Source organism: Micromonospora noduli, assembly GCF_003264475.1.
In the GTDB taxonomy this organism is placed as follows: Bacteria; Actinomycetota; Actinomycetes; order Mycobacteriales; family Micromonosporaceae; genus Micromonospora; species Micromonospora noduli.
The window spans coordinates 180781-199213 of the sequence record NZ_PYAC01000043.1; the positions used below are offsets into that span (position 1 = coordinate 180781).

Here is an 18433-nt window from a genome sequence, read left to right on the forward strand (position 1 = left end):
GTTGTGAATGTACCCCGTCGGGCGATGCTGCTCATCGTGTTGATGACGGTGGCGCAGCTACCTGTCGCACTACGGCAACTGCTCGTCGTGCTGCTCGGCCACCAGAACACCGGTAGCTTCGCCACCGCCGGCGTGGCCAGCGCCGGCTGCGGGATCGGGCTGGCGGTCACCGCGCCGCTGGTCGGCCGACTCCTGGGCCGGCTCGGTGCCCGGCCGGTGCTGCTCGCCACCGGCCTCGCCCATCTGCTCGCCCTGCTCGGCCTGGCCTTCACCACCGAACCGGTGGCGTTCGTGGCGCTGGCCACCGTCGCCGGGCTCAGCACGCCACCGGCGGTCGGCAGCGGACGCGCCCAACTGGCCCGGCTCGTCGCCCCCGCCGCGCTGGCCCGCGCGTACGCGGTCAACGCCGTCGGGCAGGAGGTGCTCTACGTGGGCGGCCCCCTCGCTGTGACACTGAGCCTGCTGATCAGTGGACCCACTGCCGCACTGCTCGCCTTCGCCGTGATCGGCAGCGCCGGGCTGCTCGGCATGGTCGCCGTGCTTCCACCGCGCGAGGCCGACCGGCAGCCTCGCGGGAAGGGATCCGCGCTGCCCGGCCAGGCCACCCGCCGCACCGTCGTCGGCACCCACATCGGTTACATGATGGGTATCGGCGCGATGTGGGTGCTGGTGCCCGCGTTCGCCACCACTGTCGGGCACCCGGACCAGGCCGGGCTGCTGGTGACCATCTGGTCGGTGGGCAGCCTGGCCGGTGGCGTGCTGCTGGCGAGCCGGGGGCGGCCCGGCAGCCCGGCGACGGCGTACCTGACGATGCTCGGCACCTTGGCCGCCACCTCGGTGGCGCTGCTGCTGCCACGCAACGTGCCGCAGATGGCCGTCGCGCTGGCGGTCTTCGGTCTCGCGCTGGCACCCTTCCTCGCCGTCACCGACGAGATCCTCGCCCGGTCCACCCCGGCGGTCCGGCTCCCCGAGACGTACGGGTGGTTGCAGACGGCCGGGCAGCTCGGCATCGCCGCCGGCTCCGCGACCAGTGGCGTGGTCAACGACCACCTCGGTAACACCTGGGCGTTCCTGGTGGTGGTCGGCGCGCTCGGGCTGGCGCTGGTCGTCGCGCTCAGCCGCCGCCGGACGCTGCGGCTGCCGTCCGCCGCGCCGCAGGCCGAGACGGTCGGGTCGGCGGTCCCCGCCGGCGGGTCAGGTTTCGGCCGGGACGACGCCGGGTAGCCAGCGCCGACGCGAACCGGCATCGACGGGGGGCACGGCGTGGGCTACCGAAATCGCCAGGGTGAGCAGCCGGGCGACCCGCAGCACAGCGAGGACGAGGTTGGCCAGACGCCACTGGTGCAGGTCGAGACGGACACCGAGGTCCCCGCACCGGCGGACACCGACGTCCGGCCGGACATCGTGACCGAGCCCGACAACTCGGGCGTCGCCGGTGGCTCGTCGGGCAGCAGCGGCGGCGGGTCGAGCATGCCGGGGCACCCCGACGCGACCCGCTGATCCGGGCTCAGCGGCTGGTCAGCGCACCCCGCGCCTCGGTCATGCCCTTGTTGGCGAGCCCGTCGGCCCGCTCGTTCTCCGGGTGGCCGTTGTGCCCCTTGACCCACAGCCAGGTGACCTCGTGCCGCTCGCAGGCCGCCTCCAGCCGCTGCCACAGGTCGGCGTTCTTCACCGGCTGCTTCGCGGCGGTCCGCCAACCGTTGCGCTTCCACGACGCCAGCCAACTGGTGATGCCGTTGCGCACGTACGTGCTGTCGGTGTGCAGCTCCACGGTGACCGGCCGGTTCAGGCTCTCCAACGCCTGGATGGCCGCCATCAGCTCCATCCGGTTGTTCGTGGTGGGCGTTGCCTCACCGCCGCACAGCTCCCGCTCGTGATCGCCGTAGCGCAGCAGCGCACCCCAACCACCCGGACCGGGGTTGCCACTGCACGCCCCGTCGGTCCAGATCTGCACGCCCCTGCCGGCCGCCGCGTCCACCATGCCCGGCAACCTACCGGGCGCGGACGTCATCCTCCCCGCTCGGGGGGCCGCCGCGCCGAGCCGTCGGCGCTGAACCCACCACCGCGGGTGGGATGGCCGGCGCGGGCCGGGTGGGGCGCACCCGGTCGCGGACCCGGTGTACGGCGTCACCGGCGGTCGCGGCGATCATCGGCCACAGCCGGGTCGAATTCATGATCACGACCTCCTCGGCCGGAGTGGTGCCGCCGTCGAGGAAGCGCAACACCCGCTCGGCCGGGTTGCGGTCGAAGAGCCGGTCGAAGAACTCGGGACCGCCCACCCCGCCCCGGTCCAGCGCGCGCAGCGCCACCGCGTCCATCCAACGGTGCCGGCGCGGGTACGCCGGCGCGGGCACCGGCGCGCGGCCCGCGGCGAGGGCGCGGGCCACCTGATCCGCCTGGCGGTACATGGCGGAGAAGGTGAAGCCGGTGGAGGGGCGGGTCGCGCCACCGGCCGTACCGAGCCGGACCACGCGGGGAGTGGGCCGGGCCGGGAACGGCGCGTCGGTCATCGGGATCACCCCGTTCTCCACCTCCCGCACCCGCAACCCGGTCGGATCCAGCCCGAGCAGATCCCGGTAGCCGGCCAGCGCCGCGTCGTACCCGGCGTCGGTGAGCAGGTCCGGCGAGAACTCGGTGTACTCGACCAGGGCGTAGCGGTCGCTGACCGGCAGCACGTACCCGAACGAGACGCCCCGGGGCGGCTGCGGGGTACGAAAGTCCATCAGCACCGCACGCATCGGGTCGAACACCGGCCGGTCGGCCTCCAGCCACCACCCCCGGAAGTGCTGCAACCAGGTCGTTCGCCCCGCTCGGGCCGGCGGTCGGGGGCGGGAGTCGAGCACCCAGCCGGCCCGTACGCCGCGCCCGTCGCCGGTACCCACCAGCACCCGGTCGCCGTCGTCGCGCACCGTCTCGGCGGGCGCGACGATCCGGGTGGCGTCGAGGCGACGCTCGGCGTCGGCAGCCCGGTCGTAGACCGGGCCGGAGCGGAGCATGGCGTACCGCAGCGGGGTGAGGTCCAGGACGCGGCGACGCGCCGCCGTCGCCACCTCGACCTGCTGCCAGCTCGCGCTGAGCAGCGGGTCCAGGTCGCTGTCCGGGTGACCCCAGAATGCCCAGGTGCGGTCCTGACCGCGTCGGCGCACCGGGTCGACGATGGCGATCCGCAGATCCCGGACATCGTGGCGGTCCAGTGCGGCGAGCAGCAACGACGCGGCGCCGCCACCACCGAGCAGCGCGAGGTCGACGTCGAGCGGCGCGGAGTCGGTCACCCGCACCACGCTGCCACACCGTCGCGCGTCACCACCGGATGGGCCGGAACGGCGCTCAGGCCACCGGGGCGGGCGACTCGACCGGGGGCGGCTCGGCGAACGCGCGCGCCACCGCGGCGCGGTTGAAGACCCGCCAGGTGGCGGCGGAGACGCCGATCGCCACCACCAACCCGACCCAGTACGGCGCGGTGATGCCGAATCGGGCGGCGAGCAGCCCGCCCAGCAGTGCGCCCACGCAGTTGCCGCCCGCCGCCACGAAGAGGTTCGTGCTGGCCACCCGGCCCTGCAGGTTCGGTGGGGTGAGTCGTTGGCGCAGTGAGTTCGACACGATGTTCCACAGCCCGCCGTGCACGCCGAAGGCGAACAGCGCGAAGCCGACCACGATGGTGCTGCGGGACGCGGCCAACGCGAGGTGCAGCCCCGCCTCGACGAGCAGGCCGATCCGGATCGTCCAGGTGGCGCTGATCCGGGCGATGATCCGGTCGCCGAGGAGAGCGCCGAGCACCCCACCGGTGGCCATGCAGGTGAAGAGGAGGCCGTAGCCGACGGACCCGAGTCCCAGCCGCTCGCCGGCGAGCAGCACCAGCACCGCGAGCGCGGCGGTGAGGGTCACGTTGAGCAGACCGATCAGCACGGCCATCGTGCGCAGCAACCGTTGGTTGGCCAGCCAGCGCAGTCCTTCGACGATCTCGCCGCCCATCGATCGGGTACGGCGTGCCTGCGTGTCTCCGATGGCGGCCCGGAAGTCCCCGCCGATCAGCGCCACCAGTACGGCGCTGAGGGCGTACGTGACGGCGTTGACCAGGAACGGGCTGCCCGCCGAGAGGGCGAACAGGAAGCCGCCGAGCGGGCCGGCGAGCATGCTGTGCATGAGGGTGGCGCCGCCGCTGAGCCAGCCGTTGGCACGCTCCAGGCGGTGCCTCGGCACCATGACCGGAACCATGGCCTGGCTCGCCGCGCGGAACACGATCTCACCGGTGTTGACCAGGAACAGCACCGCGAACAGCAGCACCACCCCGCCCCGGCCGCTGAGGATCGCCGTGGCCAGAACGGCGAGCGCGACCACCCGGACCAGGTCGATGACGATCATCAGGCGGCGCCGGTCCATCCGGTCCACCAGCACCCCGCCGGGAAGGGCGAAGAGCAGCCACGGCAGCCACGCCACTGCGGACGCCCCGGCGACCACGAGCGGGTCGTCGGTACGCGACGCGACGAAGAGCGGCGCGGCGACGGTGGCCAGGCCGCTGCCCAGGGCCGAGAGCGTGCTCGCCGCCCAGAGTTTGGCGAACACCGTTCCCAGGCCATCTCCCACGTTCCGTGTCACGGCGAGCGAACCTACCAGCGTCTCCCCTGGCCGCCCGGGGATTTATCCCGCCGCCAGAAGACCGCTGGCGGCCGGGTTGACAGGCAACCCATTGGTTGCCTAAGTTGACAAGCAACCGAATGGTTGCCTGTTGCGGGGAGGGTCGATGGACGACGCGTTCCGGGCACTGGCCGACCCCAGCCGGCGTCGACTGTTGGACCGGCTCAACGAACGCAACGGCCAGACCCTGCGGGAGCTGTGCGACGGGCTGGCCGGCACCCGACAAGCCGTCAGCAAGCACCTGTCGGTGCTGGAGGCGGCCAATCTCGTCACGACCGTGCGGCGCGGCCGGGAGAAGCTGCACTACCTCAACGCCGCCCCGATCAACGCCATCGCCGACCGGTGGCTCAGCCGCTACGACCGCGAGCGCGCCGCCACCCTGGCCGACCTGACCACCGCATTGGAGCGACAACCCATGGAGAGCCCGACCTTCGTCTACACCACCTACGTCACCACCACCGCGCAGCGACTGTGGTCCGCGCTCACCGAACCGGCGTTCACCCGTCGCTACTGGGGTGGAGTCGCGCTGGTTTCGGACTGGCAGGTCGGGTCACCCGTGCTGTGGCAGGACGCACCGGACGCCGAGCCGCGCGACCTCGGCCAGCGGGTGCTCGTCGCCGAGCCGTACCGTCGTCTCTCCTACAGCTGGCACGGCTTCCAGGCCGAACACGCCGCGCACTTCGGCTGGTCCGCCGAGGAGCTGGCCGCCCGGCTCGGTGAGCGCCGGTCGAAGGTGACCTTCGAGATCGAGCCGCACAGCGGGTCGACCGTCCGGCTGACCGTCATCCACGACGACTTCTCCCCCGACAGTGAGATGCACCGGGCGATCAGCGGCCACCTCGACGGCAGCGGCGGCTGGCCGGAGCTGCTGGCCAGCCTCAAGACCCTGCTGGAGACCGGCGAGCCGATGCCCGACCCGACCCAGGCCCAGGCCCGCTGACCCGAGCGCGGATCGCGCCGGCCAGGTGGTGCATTTCCGCCGTCGTCGGCAATACCTCGCCATCGGCCCAGCGGCGACAGCCCGGCCGGAGCAGACATCGATCGGAGCACCGGTGCCGGTCGGGCCGTCCGGGCCTTTCCGCAGCTCTCCCCGCCTTCGGGTGGACACGTGACGGCAACGAGGATTTCTCATTTTCACCTGATCGAGGACCCAACCCACCTAGTGTTGGGCACACCGGTGCTAGTCACGGAGTTGGCCACCCGAACGACGTCCCACGCAGTCAGCGGACGAAAAGTGAGGGAAGACGCGTATGAAGGTCTCAACAGCACTCTGCTCGGCGGCGCTCGGCGTGGGCCTCGGCACGCTCCTGCTGCCGGGCGCCGCACTGGCCGACACCACTGTGTCACCGGCCACCACTCCGGTCGGTGGGACCGTCGTGCTCACCGCGACGACCTGCAACCCGAAGTCGGGTGACGCCCTCTTCCGGGTCACCGGCCCCAACCGCGACCAGAACGTCCGATCCACCACGGCCGCCGCCGGTGGCGGGCTGAGCGCCGAGCTCTTCACCGCCGGGTTCACCCTGGGCACGTACACGGTGGCGGCGACCTGCGGCGACGGCAGCTCGGCCGGCACCGCCACCTTCGCCGTCACCCCGATCGGCGGCGCGCCGGCCGGCTCCGGCGGCGACAACCGTGACACCGGCGCTCTCGCCGCCGGCGGCACGCTGCTCGGCACCGCCCTCGCCGGCGCGGTGATCCTGATCCGCCGGCGCCGTCCGGTGTCCACTGTCGCCTGATCGGCGACCGTTCCATCCCTGAGACGGGTGCCCGCGCCGGTGACACCGGTGCGGGCACCCCGACGATCCGGTACGGAGGTGCACACGTGCGGTGGCGGCGGACCCTACCGGCAGCGGTCGCCCTGCTCGGCGTGACCGGGCTCGGGCTGATCACCGTCGGCCTCACCGCCGACCCGGCGCGGCCACCACGACCGTCGGCCGACGCGCCGGCCCGCATCCACCCCGCACCGGACCTGGCGCCGCTGCCACCCGCCGCGCCGGTCCGGGTGCAGATCCCCGCCATCGACGTACGCGCCGACATCGTCCCCGTCGGCGCCGACGCCGCCGGGGTGCTGGAGGTGCCACCGCTGGACCGGCCCACCCTCGCCGGCTGGTACCGGCACGGGGTCAGCCCCGGTGAGACCGGCAACGCCGTCCTGGTGGGACACGTCGACGCACCGTCCGGCCCGGCGGTCTTCTTCGACCTCGGTCGGCTCCGCGCCGGGCAGCAGGTACAGGTCACCCGCGCCGACGCACGGGTCGCCACGTTCACAGTGGACGACGTCCGGGCGTACCCCAAGGAGCACTTCCCGACCACCCTGGTCTACGGCCCGGCGGACGCCGCCGGGCTGCGCCTCATCACCTGCGGCGGCCGGTTCGACGCCGCCACCGGCAACTACGTCGACAACGTCGTCGTCTTCGCCACCCGCACCGCCTGAGCCGCGCCGCCCGCCTGAAACCGGACCGCTCGCCTGAGCCGTGCCGCAGGCCCCAGCCGCCCGCACCGCCCGAGCCGCCTCCCCGCTGTCGGGAGCCGGACCCCGCTCGGCAGAATGCGATGGCACCATCCCCTGATCGGGACGGTACGCCGGCGACGGGGAGGCACGCGGTGGATCAGCGACCGGTACGGGACCGGACCGGTCGAGGCGTACGCGCCCTGGCCCGGCGACTGCTCGGACGGGTCGAGGGCCACTCTCCCACCCCTCGCCGGTCCAACCCGGACGCCGTGGTCGACTGCGCCGTCTACGTCAACGGCCGGCGGGAACCCGGTCAACCGCACTACGCCGACGCGTACGCCCGGGCGCGGCACGGCCGTGACGCGTTCGTGTGGCTGGGACTGCACGATCCCGGCCCGGCGGTGCTCGCCGCGGTCGGGCAGACCTTCGGCCTCGACGAGCTGACCGTCGAACAGGCGCTCGCCGACGGGCACCGACCCACAGTGCAGCGCCACGGGCCGGTCACGCTGCTGGTCCTGCGCACGGCCGGGTACGTGGAGCACGACGAGCTGACCGACACCTCCGAGGTGATCGACACCGGGGACGTCATGGTGCTGCTCGGCGACCGTTTCGCCATCACTGTGCGGCACGGCGCCGCCGGGGCGCTGCGCAGCGTCCGCGCCGACATCGAGCGCCGCCCCACGCTGCTGGCCGCCGGACCGTGGGCGGTGGCGTACGCGGTCTGCGCCCGCATGGTCGACTCCTACCTGGAGGTGGCCGGGCACGTGGAACGGGACCTGGAGCGCGTCGAGGAGGCGGTGTTCGCCCGCGACCGCACGACCGACATCCAGCACATCTACCAGCTCAAACGCGAGGTGGTGGAGTTCAAGCGGGCGGTCCTGCCATTGCAGGCACCGATGCGTACGCTGCTCGAACCCGACGGCCCGCCCCGCGCCCTGCACCGCTGGTTCGTCGACGTCGACGGCCGGCTGAGTCGGGCGGTGGATCGGGTCGCCGCGTACGACGACCTGCTCACCTCGATCGTCCAGTCGCGACTGGCGCAGCTCGCCGTCGAGCAGAACAACGACATGCGCAAGATCGCCGCCTGGGCTGCCATCGCGGCCACCCAGACCGGCATCGCCGGCATCTACGGCATGAACTTCAATCACATGCCCGAGCTGGCCTGGCGCTACGGCTACGCCGGGGCCCTCACCCTGATGGCGGCGGCGGCCCTGTTCCTGTACCGGCTCTTCCGCCGCTCCGGCTGGCTGTGAACCCCCGCCGACGGGCTGCTCAGCGGCGCGCGGAGAGGAAGGCGCGGATGTGGTCGCGGGGTTTGTCGGTCAGCTCGGGGCCATGGGTGAAGGCCGCCAGGTCGTAATCCAACTCGCCGAGGACGTGCGCGGTCTCCCGGGTCATCTGGAAGTCGCTGCACAGCCACTTCATCGGCCACCGGACGCCGAGCACGTTGAACAACGCGTCCCCGGTGATCAGCAGGCGGGTCGGCTCGTGCAGCAGCGACACATGCCCGGGCGAGTGCCCGGGGGTGTGCACCACCCGCAGGCCACCACCGACGTCGAGCAGGTCCCCGTCGGCCAGCGGCTGCGCCACCTCGACTGCCGGAAACCGGCCGCTGTTGAGCCGGGCGAAGAGCCGCCCGCCGGTCACTGTCGGGTCGCTGACCGGCGCGCGACCCGCCTGGGCGTACGGCAGGTCGGCGGCGTGCGCCGCGACCGGCGCGCCGGTGCGGCGGGCCAGCTCCGCCGCTCCGCCGGCGTGATCGGGGTGCGCGTGGGTGAGCACGATCCGGGTGACGTCCGCCGGCGCCTTGCCGATCGCCGCGAGCCCGCGCACGATCCGGGCCGGCGCCTTGGCCAGCCCGCAGTCGACAAGCGTGACACTGCCGTCGTCGTCGACGAAGGCGTACGAGTTGACGGCCGAGCGGCCCACCGTCGGGATACGCCAGACGTTCGGGGCCAGTGGCACCGCAGGGGCTCGCGTCATGTCGCGAGTCTAGGAGCGATCGTCAACTGTCGTTCTCGACCGACCGGCGGCCCGCCTGGGTTGACGGAGCGCTAACCTCGCGCGGGTGATGTGGCAGCGGTACGTGGCGATCGGCGACAGCACCACCGAAGGGCTCGACGACCCGGACGGCGCCGGCGGCTACCGGGGCTGGGCCGACCGGTTCGCCCTGGCGGTGGCCCGTGCCCAGGGGGGTCTGGAATACGCGAACCTGGCCATCCGTGGCCGGACCACCGCGCTGATCCGGGCCGAGCAGCTCCAGCCCGCCCTCGACCTGGCCCCCGACCTGGCCACCGTGGTCGCCGGCATGAACGACGTGCTGCGCCCCTCCTTCGACGCGGACCAGGTCGCCGGGGATGTGGCGGCGATGCAGCAGGCACTGGTCGGGCAGGGGGCCACCGTGCTGACCTTCACGATGCCGGATCCGGCACCCGTCATGCCGCTGGCCCGGCCGCTCCGTGGTCGCATGCTGGCGCTCAACGAGGCGCTGCGAGCCGCCACCGCACGGACCGGCGCCACCCTCCTCGACCTGGGCGCGCACCCGGTCTCCTCCGATCCCCGGCTGTGGAGCGACGACCGGCTGCACGCCAACAGCGCCGGGCACGAGCGCATCGCCGCCGCACTGGCGTACACGGCGGGTCTGCCCGGGTTCGACGACTCCTGGACGCGGCCGTTGCCGCCGGCACCCCGGCGCCGCCGCGGCGAGGTGTTCGGCGCCGAGCTGGCCTGGACCCGCCGGCACCTGCTGCCCTGGATCGCCCGGCACCTACGCGGCCGCTCGTCGGGCGACGACCGGGTGGCCAAGCGGCCGGTGCCGCTGCCGGTGCCGCTCGACTAGGTCGGGTGCGGCAGGATTAGCGACGTGGGTAAGGGTGCGGGACGTCGGCGGGCGAATGCGACGACGGGACGGGTGTGCCCGTGCGGCTCCGGCCGGGCGTACGCGGACTGCTGCGCGCCGGCGCACGGCGGCGACGCCCCGGCGACGGCCGAGGCGTTGATGCGCTCCCGGTTCAGCGCCTTCGCCCTCGGCGACTCCGGTTACCTGCTGCGCAGCTGGCACTCCTCGACCCGGCCCGCCTCCCTGGAGCTCGACCCGGGGCAGCGGTGGACCCGACTGGAGATCGTGGAGACCGAGCGGGGCGGCCTGCTCGACACCGCCGGCACGGTGACCTTCCACGCCCACTACCGGGACGCGGGCCGGCCCGGCACGTTGACCGAACACAGCCGGTTCGTCCGCGAGAACGGCCGGTGGGTCTACCTCGACGGTGACCAACCCTGACGGCTGTTTGGGCGTAGGATGACGTCGGCGTAGTCCTACGCCGCACCTCCCTCCCGGCGCTCACGCCGCCGGCAACGCGGAGGCAAAGGGGGCCTTGAGCCCTCGGGACGTGGTGCCACATGCCCCACTCCGGCGGGGTCGGCGGGAGCGTGAGTCCCGGTGACCGTGCCGTTGACCGGGAGCATGTGATGACCACCCAGAGATCGTTCAAGGCCCGGGTTCGAGCCCGGATGGAGAAGACCGGCGAGAGTTACACCACCGCCCGCCGGCACCTGATCAATCGGGCCGCCGAGCCGGCGTCCACCGCCGCGTCCCCGCCAGCGCCTACCGAACCGACCGCCGCGGCTGCCGTGGCGCAGACCGAGCGGATCGCCGACGATCTGATCCGCGCCCGGACCGGCCGCGGCTGGGACGAGTGGTTCGCAGTGCTCGACGCCGCGTCCGCCACCGAGTGGACGCACACCCGGATCGCCCGTCACCTGGCCACCGAACACGAGGTGCCGGGCTGGTGGGCGCAGACCATCACCGTCGGGTACGAGCAGTCACGCGGCCTGCGTGCGCCGGGTCAACGACGCGGCGGTGGCTTCGAGGCCAGCGCGAGCCGGACGGTGGCCGTGCCGGCGCTGCGGTTGTTCGAGGCGTTCGCCGACGAGACGGCACGCGCCCGCTGGCTGCCCGACGTCGAGGTGCGCGTCCGCACCGCCACCGCGCCGCGCATCTTCCGGGCCGACTGGGCCGGTGGCCCCACCCGGATCGTGGTCGGCATCGACGCTGTCGGCGAGTCAAAGGCCCGGGTCAACGTCCTGCACGAGAAGCTGACCGGAGCCGAGCAGGCCGCGGAGCTCAAGGCGTACTGGCGGGACCGGCTCGCCGCACTGAAGGTGTTGTTCGAAACGGACGGAGACCACCGATGACCATGACATTCATCAACCTGCCGGTGCGCGACCTGACCACCGCCACCGAGTTCTACCGGGCGATCGGCTTCACCAGCGACCAGGCCGAGCCGGACGGCGACAGCATGGTGCTCACCGTCTCCGACACCACCCGGCTGGTGCTGCACCTCCGCTCGGGCTTCGAGGCGTACACCGGGGTCGCCACGACGGACACGGCGACCAGCCGGGAGGTCATCGTCGGGCTGTCGGCGTCGAGCCGGGGGCAGGTCGACGAACTGGTCGACCAGGCGGCGGTCGCCGGTGGGGAGTCGCTCGGGCCGGGAATGGCCAACGGGCCGATGTACATGCGTGGCTTCCGCGACCTCGACGGCCACCAGTGGTCGTTCCTGCACCTGGCCCGCTGACAGTGCGGCCCGGCGGCGGCCCGAAAAGGCCGCCGCCGGGCCCCGGTCAGTCCGGGCCGCCCGACACGACCGCGGCCACGCCGGCGGGCACGGCCGTCCGGCGCCGACGGGTCAGCAGCACCAGCGCCACCACGAGGTACGCCCCGGCGGTCAGCGCGAACGCCACCGCGTTGCCGGCCGCCGTGGCGAGCAGACCGTAGCCGGCGTACGTCACGATGATCAGCACGTCGGTGGCCATCCCGGCCAGGGAGGTGACGGTGGCGCGGCTGGTGCCGGTGATCCGGGCCTGGAGCCGCGCGTCGGCCAGCACGGTGGCCAACTGCGCGGCGCCGAAGGCCACCGCGAGCAGGATGAACCCCGCCGGATGCCGGAGCAGGGCACCCGCGGCCAGCGCGACGCCGACCAGCCCCAGCAGCGCGGCGTAGCCTCGGCTGCCCAGCCGCTCCCCCGCCGGGGCGAGCAGCCCGCCGACTGTCACTCCGGCCCAGAGCAGCAGCAACAACAGGGGCACGGCCTGCGCCCCGACGCCGGTGTCCAGGGCGAGCAGCGGGGTGTACTCGTCCAGAGCACCCCAGTCGGCGGCGACCACGGCCACCAGCAGCACGGCCGCCCGTACCGGCGGACGGGTGCGGACCTGTGACACTCCGGCCCGCAGCGTGTCCCACCACCCCAGGTCACCATCGTCGTCCGGGCTCGCGGGCGGGGCGGTGTCCAGCTCGTCCGGCCGGGATGGTGCGGCGCCCACCGGCCGGGCGGCCATCGCCGGCTCCGCGACCGGAACGCGTACGGCGGCGGGCGCGCGGTGTTCCGGGAAGCGGGTGGCGACGATCGTGGCGAGCAGGCAGGCGAGCACGCTGGCCGCGCCGACCACCGGGTACCCGCCGACGGCGAGCACCGGGCCGGCGAGCACTCCGGAGACCACCACGCCCAGCACGCCCGCCGTCCGCGCCCGCCCGAGCACCCGGGCGTACCGGCCGACAGCGCCGAGCCGGTCCAACTCGGTCCAGACCAACGCCTCCAGCGCACCGGAGACCAGTGCGCCACCGGCGCCCCAGAGCAGGAAGCCGACTGCGAAGGCCGGGTACGACGGCAGCAGCACCCAGAGCGCGAAACCGGCTGCGGCCACCAGCGGGGCGAGGCACAGCAGCAGCCGGCGGGACAGCACGTCGGCCCAGGCGCCGGAGGGCACCTCGAACAGGATGCCGGCGGCGGACCAGATGACGAAGAGCGACGCGATCTGCCCCACCGACAGCCCGGTGTCGGCGAAGAACACCACGTACAGCGGGTAGAGCAGGACGAGGTCACTGAGGAACGCGTACCCGTAGAGGGTCGCCGTCAACTGACGGACCGCCGGCTCGGGCACACGCGAAGCGATGGGGGTCATGGGGCCTTCCCGTGGGAGTGGAGACGGACACCGGACGTGCGGTGCCCGTGGTGGCCCACGGGATCGGCCGACGCTGCTGGATCAATGTCGCCAGGTCATGCCCGCGATGCTAGACAACCGACGCGGCCGCGGCCAGCGCTTTCGGCGTGCCGGGAAGCGCGACCGTGCCGGGTGAGCGAGGCGGGGCGGGTGAGCGAGGCGGGGCGCACGACGAGGGGCGGGGCGGGATCAGATCGATCCCGCCCCGCCGCCGTACCGCTGGTGTCAGCGCCGGTCGACCGGCGGAATGACAGTGGTGGTCTCACTGTCGTCGCTGGTGCGCTGCCCGGGCACCGAGCGATCGGTGCCGCCCGTGACCACCTGGGTGGCGTCGGGGTCGGCGCCGGCGCCCACCACCTGCGTGACGTCTGAGTCGGTCGAGCCGCTGACCACCTGGGTCGTGTCGTCGGTCGCGGAGGGCCGGGCCGGCGTCGGCGTAACGTCGTCGACGGCGCTGCGATTGACCACCTGGGTGGCGTCGGAGCTGACCGGGAAGTGGACGACCTGTGTGGCCTCCGGGTCGGTGGGCCGGGTCACCACCTGGGTGGCGTCGGCGTCGGCGGGCCGGGGCACCACCTGGGTGGCCTCCGCGCCGCTGGTGGTGGCCGACCGGCGGGCCAGCTCGGCCTCGGCGTCGCGGCGACCGGCCCGGTACGCCTGGGCGTGCTCGGCGATCAGCTGCGACTCCTGCTCGGCGCGGGTCAGCCACGACTCCCACCGACTCTGCATCGGACGGATCAGACCGCCGCCGACACCGACGACGAGGATGCCGCCGATCGTGGCCAGCACGGCGATCAGCACGGGAGTGGTGACCGCGGTGGCCACACCGATCTGGTTCAGCGCCGCGATGACACCGAGGCCGAGGATGAACACCGAGGCGATGGTGGCCAGCACCCGGCCGTACGACAGGCCGCCGAGCGCGCCACTGATGATGTCCTTGACCGCGTTGGCGATGGCGGCGGCGACCACGACGATGACGATCGCGACGAAGGCGCGGGGCAGCCACGAGATCACCGCGCCGAGCAGGTCGGAGATCGGGTTCGGGCCCCAGATGCCGAAGGCGAGCTGAAGGGTGAACAGCAGCACCGCGTAGTAGACGAGCTTCGCGACGATGTCACTGGCGTCGTACCGGGAGCGGCTCAACGCACGGCGGATGCCGCCGCGTTCGACGGCGCGGTCGAAGCCGACCCGTTCGAGGACCTTCTCCACGATCTTCAGTACGGCCTTGGCGATCAGCCATCCGGCCACCAGGATCGCCAGGAAGGCGACGGCCTTGGGCAGGAAGAGCATCACCGAGCGGAGAGCGTCGCCCACCGCGTCGCTGACGTTGTCACTCATCTGGTCATTCCTTAAGTGGGGCAGCCGGAACGGTCAGCCCCGACCTACCCCCGACCCGACGCGCGGAAACGCCGACCAGGCAGGGCCGCCCTCACGACCGGGTGCTGGTGAGCGAACAGCACGCGGCCGCGCGGATGTGGAGTGCCCCGAACCCGCCCTCGCCGTCGAGGATCTGTACGTGGTGATGAGGTGTGCGTGTTGCGGTGTTACCTGTCCTCGGTGCTGGGCTGCGTCGTGCGTGGGGAGTCGAACCCCGCGCTGCCCACCGCGCGCCAAGAAGGGTGCCGGGATTGCAGCCCGGCCCTGTGTGTACACGCCTCCACGACGGCTACCTGCTCCACATCGCTGCTGGAGTCACTCAGTCCAGCAGGTCAGCCTCCCAGTTGGTGCGCTGAATCCGCACCTCGAGCTCGCGCAGCTGCCCGGCGAGCCCGTCGGCGCGTTCCCGAAGCTCGGCGACCGGCAACGCGGCGAGCATCTTCAGCTCGGAGCGGAGCTGCCGGGCCAGGTGACCACGCCCGCTGCCGGCTGCGGCGTCGGCGGCCGCCGTGACGGCCGCGTGCCGCAGTCGCAGGACGTCCCGCCGGGCCAACGCGTCGGTGAGCGTGCCCAGGTCGTCGACCGGCACCGTGGCGTTGGTCCGGTTGATGCGCCGGATCAGCGTCTCCAGGTTGTCGAGAACCTGGTCCAACTCCGTCATGAGCACCGCGGCGTCCTCCGGAGGCAGCTCGCCCTCCTGGTACCGGGCGCTGCCGTTGATCCGGGCCCGCAGCTGCTCGACCCGTCGTGCCGCCTCGGCGCGTTCGGTCAGCGCCTCACCAAGTTTCATCTTCCACCCCCGAGTCAGCGGCCAGGTTAGCCGAACGTTGATCTTTCGGCCGACCGGTTTTCGGGCTGCCCGTCAGGGGTGGGCGCCCTCTAGCGCGCGGACGAGTCTTGGCAATATTCTCCGGAGTACGTGCGGCCACTGGAGCTACTTTTCATCCCCCCGCCGTCGGCCGCAGGAGGAGATGCAATGCACGTCGACCATTCCGAAGTGGATCGCCGGACGCTGCTGCGGGCCGGTCTCGGCGCCGCAACGGTCGCCGTCGTCGGGAGCGAACTCGCCTTCCCGGGCGCGGCGCACGCCGCGCCGGGCACCGACCTGGACTGGATTATCAGCTGTGACGAGTGGGCCGCCCGCCCGCCGAAGGACCCGCTGTCGGTGAGCGCCATCGCCACCAACAAGATCATCGTGCACCACATGGCGTTCCCGAACGTCACCGACTACTCCCGCGAGCAGGCGGTCAAGCTGGCCCACGACTGCCAGGACCTGCACATGGACGGCAACGGCTGGTCGGACACCGGCCAGCACTTCACGGTGAGCCGTGGCGGGTACGTGCTGGAGGGCCGCCGGGGCAGCCTGGAGCGCCTGGAAGCCGGCGACCGGCAGATGATCTCGGCGCACTGTCCAGGTGAGAACGGCCGGGCCATCGGCATCGAGAACGAGGGCACCTACGTCACCGAGACGCCACCCGAGGCGTTGACCGACTCGCTGGTCAAGCTCTGCGTCGCGATCTGCCGGCAGTACGGGCTGCACGCGCACGACATCTTCGGCCACTGGGACTTCCGCACCACCCAGTGCCCGGGCGCGGCCTTCTATCGGCAGTTCCCCGAGCTGCGGCGGCGGGTGCACGCCGCCCTGGGCACCAGGCTCGGTGACGTGCCGGCGCGTCGCTGGCCGGACCTGTGGCGTTTCGTCAACTCCCCCTCGGTCCGGGTGGTGCAGCACCTGCTCGCCCACCGGGGCTACCCGGTGACCGTCAGCGGCACGTTCGACGCCGCGACCGTCGCGGCAGTGCAGGACTGGCAGGCCCGCAACGGCATCGCGGTGGACGTGGACGCCACACTCACCACGCCGACCTGGGAGACCCTCGCGCCGGAGCTGGACCAGCACGCCGCCGGAGCGCCGGTCACGGCCGTGCAGGAAATCCTCGCCACCAAGGGGTACGCAGTCACCGTCACCGGGGCGTACGACCACGCCACCCGGAGGGCGGTGCAGGACCTTCAGGCGCTGCACGGTCTGCCCCGCAACGGCAAGCTCAGCACGAGCACGTGGTGCACCGTCGTTGGCGGATCGGTCCGCGAGTCGTTCCGGCACCGCTGAGCGCGTGGTGGCGGTGCGCGGCCCACGCCCGCACCGCCACGAGCCAGCTCACCGGTTTGATCCGCCGCCCGGGCGGAAAGAGTCCCGGGCATGACCTGGGCCCGTCGAGCCGTACCCGCTGTCGCCGCCGCCGTCGCGGCCCTCGCCGCGCGGGATCTGATCCAGCGCGACCACGCGTTGCTGCGCAACTTTCCGGTCCTCGGCCGGGCCCGCTACCTGTTGGAGACGATCGGGCCGGAGCTACGGCAGTACATCGTGGCCGGCAACAACGAGGAGCGACCGTTCACCCGCGACCAGCGCCGCTGGGTGTACGCGTCGGCCAAGCAGGAGAACAACTACTTCGGTTTCGGCACTGACAACGACATCGAGTACACCCCCGGGTACCCGATCATCAAGCACCGCACGTTCGGTCGTGCCGTGCCGCCGTCGTCACCGACCGCCGGGCACGACGTGCGGTTGCCCTGCGCGAAGGTGCTCGGCGCGGCACGGGGACGCGCCCGGGCGTTCCGACCCGAGTCGGTCGTCAACATCTCCGGGATGAGCTTCGGCTCGCTCTCCGGCAACGCCATCACCGCGCTCAACAAGGGGGCGGCGCTCGCCGGCTGCCTGCAGAACACCGGCGAGGGCGGCCTGTCGCCGTACCACCGCAACGGTGGTGAGCTGGTCTTCCAACTCGGCACCGCGTACTTCGGCTGCCGCGACGAGCACGGCCGGTTCAGCCTCGACCGCCTGAAGGACCTGGTCGCCGGCGCACCGGTGCGGGCACTGGAGATCAAGCTGAGCCAGGGCGCCAAGCCGAGCCTCGGTGGGCTGCTGCCCGGGGCGAAGGTGTCCGCCGAGATCGCCGCCACCCGGGGCATCCCGGCCGGTCAGGACTGCGTCAGCCCGTCCCGGCACGCCGAGTTCTCCGACTGCGACAGCCTGCTCGACTGGGTGGAGTTGCTGGCCGCCGAGACAGGACTGCCGGTCGGCATCAAGTCGGCGGTCGGTGACCTGGTCTTCTGGCAGGAGTTGGCCACCCTGATGCGGGACACCGGCCGGGGTGTGGACTTCGTGACGATCGACGGCGGCGAGGGCGGCACCGGGGCCGCGCCACTGATCTTCACCGACTCGGTGTCACTCCCGTTCCAACAGGGCTTCTCCCGGGTATACAAGATCTTCGCCGAGCACGATCTGCACGAACAGGTGGTCTTCGTCGGCGGCGGCAAGCTCGGCCTGCCGGACAACGCCATCGTGGCGTTCGCGCTCGGCTGCGACCTGGTCAACGTCGGTCGGGAGGCGATGCTGGCGATCGGCTGCATCCAGGCGCAGAAGTGCCACACCGACACCTGCCCCACCGGCGTCGCCACCCAGAACACGTGGCTCGCCCGGGGCCTGGACCCGACGTTGAAATCGGTCCGGGCGGCCAACTACCTGCGGACGCTGCGCCGCGACCTGACCAAGGTCGCCGAGGCCTGCGGCGTCGAACACCCCGGCCTGATCGGCACCGACGCCGTGGAGATCCTGGACGGCCGCACCGGCTCCACCCCACTGCACCAGGTGTACGGCTACCGGCCCGAATGGGGACTGCCCTCGCCCGCCGACCAGGCGGAGATCATCCGGCTGATGATCCCGGAGGCACCCCAGGGCGGCAGCGCCCCACCCTCCGCCACCGCCGTCGGCTGAGATCGCGCCCGACCTGGCCCGGCCTGGCTCGAACCAGGCCTGGCCGCTAAGCCACCCCGGCCACCGACCGGGCCCAGGCTCCGGCACGCCAGCCACCGACCGGGCCCAGGCTCCGGCACGCCAGCCACCGACCGGGCCCAGGCTCCGGCACGCCAGCCACCGACCGGGCCCAGGCTCCGGCACGCCAGCCACCGACC

Annotated in this window: 19 protein-coding genes; 12 read left to right on the forward strand and 7 right to left on the reverse strand. The window is 72.7% G+C overall.

Annotated features, from left to right (window positions below; all coding sequences use genetic code 11):
• Positions 1–3 precede the first annotated feature (3 nt).
• Entirely contained in the window at positions 4–1224 is a 1221-nt protein-coding gene (locus MED15_RS32350; RefSeq protein ID WP_146766769.1) for an MFS transporter, read from the forward strand.
• A 39-nt stretch (positions 1225–1263) separates the two neighbouring features.
• Complete coding sequence (locus tag MED15_RS32355; RefSeq protein ID WP_091406602.1) at positions 1264–1500, forward strand: preprotein translocase YidC; 237 nt, start codon at positions 1264–1266, stop codon at positions 1498–1500.
• 7 nt (positions 1501–1507) lie between these two features.
• Here MED15_RS32355 and rnhA read toward each other — a convergent pair whose 3' ends face one another.
• The 3 genes from rnhA to MED15_RS32370 are packed head-to-tail and all read right to left on the reverse strand — an operon-like array spanning position 1508 to position 4596.
• Positions 1508–1981 carry a ribonuclease HI gene (rnhA, locus tag MED15_RS32360; protein WP_091406604.1) on the reverse strand — a complete coding sequence of 158 codons (474 nt, stop codon included), beginning with the start codon at positions 1979–1981 and terminating at the stop codon, positions 1508–1510.
• Between the two features lie 10 nt (positions 1982–1991).
• A complete protein-coding gene (locus tag MED15_RS32365) occupies positions 1992–3272 on the reverse strand; it encodes a lycopene cyclase family protein (protein ID WP_112737908.1) in 1281 nt (426 codons plus the stop codon).
• A gap of 55 nt (positions 3273–3327) precedes the next feature.
• Positions 3328–4596, reverse strand: coding sequence for an MFS transporter (locus tag MED15_RS32370; RefSeq protein WP_244220654.1), 1269 nt, complete (start codon positions 4594–4596; stop codon positions 3328–3330).
• 145 nt (positions 4597–4741) lie between these two features.
• Between MED15_RS32370 and MED15_RS32375 the strand changes: the two genes are divergently transcribed.
• The 4 genes from MED15_RS32375 to MED15_RS32390 all read left to right on the forward strand — a co-directional run bounded on the left by MED15_RS32375 (position 4742) and on the right by MED15_RS32390 (position 8340).
• Positions 4742–5575, forward strand: a complete 834-nt coding sequence (locus MED15_RS32375) for an ArsR/SmtB family transcription factor (protein WP_112587713.1) — start codon at positions 4742–4744, stop codon at positions 5573–5575.
• 310 nt (positions 5576–5885) lie between these two features.
• Positions 5886–6371 carry a hypothetical protein gene (locus MED15_RS32380; protein WP_091406610.1) on the forward strand — a complete coding sequence of 162 codons (486 nt, stop codon included), beginning with the start codon at positions 5886–5888 and terminating at the stop codon, positions 6369–6371.
• Positions 6372–6457: 86 nt separating this feature from the next.
• Positions 6458–7069, forward strand: a complete 612-nt coding sequence (locus MED15_RS32385) for a class F sortase (protein WP_112726290.1) — start codon at positions 6458–6460, stop codon at positions 7067–7069.
• A gap of 170 nt (positions 7070–7239) precedes the next feature.
• Entirely contained in the window at positions 7240–8340 is a 1101-nt protein-coding gene (locus MED15_RS32390) for a magnesium and cobalt transport protein CorA (protein WP_112737808.1), read from the forward strand.
• A 19-nt stretch (positions 8341–8359) separates the two neighbouring features.
• Here the strand turns inward: MED15_RS32390 and MED15_RS32395 are convergent, their stop codons facing one another.
• A complete protein-coding gene (locus MED15_RS32395) occupies positions 8360–9070 on the reverse strand; it encodes an MBL fold metallo-hydrolase (protein ID WP_112602486.1) in 711 nt (236 codons plus the stop codon).
• 88 nt (positions 9071–9158) lie between these two features.
• Here MED15_RS32395 and MED15_RS32400 point away from each other — a divergent pair, with 88 nt between their 5' ends.
• The 4 genes from MED15_RS32400 to MED15_RS32415 all read left to right on the forward strand — a co-directional run bounded on the left by MED15_RS32400 (position 9159) and on the right by MED15_RS32415 (position 11664).
• Positions 9159–9926 (forward strand): SGNH/GDSL hydrolase family protein, encoded by a 768-nt coding sequence (locus MED15_RS32400; RefSeq protein ID WP_112737810.1) that lies wholly within the window; start codon positions 9159–9161, stop codon positions 9924–9926.
• Positions 9927–9950: 24 nt separating this feature from the next.
• Positions 9951–10367, forward strand: a complete 417-nt coding sequence (locus MED15_RS32405) for a YchJ family protein (protein WP_112737812.1) — start codon at positions 9951–9953, stop codon at positions 10365–10367.
• A gap of 188 nt (positions 10368–10555) precedes the next feature.
• Positions 10556–11281, forward strand: a complete 726-nt coding sequence (locus MED15_RS32410; protein ID WP_167457779.1) for a DUF4287 domain-containing protein — start codon at positions 10556–10558, stop codon at positions 11279–11281.
• On the forward strand, positions 11278–11664 hold the full coding sequence (locus MED15_RS32415; RefSeq protein ID WP_146766770.1) for a VOC family protein: 387 nt from the start codon (positions 11278–11280) through the stop codon (positions 11662–11664). Before MED15_RS32410 ends, MED15_RS32415 begins: the two co-directional genes overlap by 4 nt.
• A 46-nt stretch (positions 11665–11710) precedes the next feature.
• Here the strand turns inward: MED15_RS32415 and MED15_RS32420 are convergent, their stop codons facing one another.
• The 3 genes from MED15_RS32420 to MED15_RS32430 all read right to left on the reverse strand — a co-directional run bounded on the left by MED15_RS32420 (position 11711) and on the right by MED15_RS32430 (position 15254).
• Positions 11711–13048 carry an MFS transporter gene (locus MED15_RS32420; protein ID WP_112737816.1) on the reverse strand — a complete coding sequence of 446 codons (1338 nt, stop codon included), beginning with the start codon at positions 13046–13048 and terminating at the stop codon, positions 11711–11713.
• Positions 13049–13312: 264 nt separating this feature from the next.
• Positions 13313–14425, reverse strand: a complete 1113-nt coding sequence (locus tag MED15_RS32425; protein ID WP_112737818.1) for a mechanosensitive ion channel family protein — start codon at positions 14423–14425, stop codon at positions 13313–13315.
• 358 nt (positions 14426–14783) lie between these two features.
• Positions 14784–15254 (reverse strand): DIP1984 family protein, encoded by a 471-nt coding sequence (locus MED15_RS32430; RefSeq protein ID WP_112587734.1) that lies wholly within the window; start codon positions 15252–15254, stop codon positions 14784–14786.
• Positions 15255–15440: 186 nt separating this feature from the next.
• Between MED15_RS32430 and MED15_RS32435 the strand changes: the two genes are divergently transcribed.
• On the forward strand, positions 15441–16571 hold the full coding sequence (locus MED15_RS32435; protein ID WP_112602493.1) for a peptidoglycan recognition protein family protein: 1131 nt from the start codon (positions 15441–15443) through the stop codon (positions 16569–16571).
• A gap of 90 nt (positions 16572–16661) precedes the next feature.
• Complete coding sequence (locus tag MED15_RS32440; protein WP_112602494.1) at positions 16662–18236, forward strand: FMN-binding glutamate synthase family protein; 1575 nt, start codon at positions 16662–16664, stop codon at positions 18234–18236.
• The last annotated feature ends 197 nt before the right edge of the window (positions 18237–18433 follow it).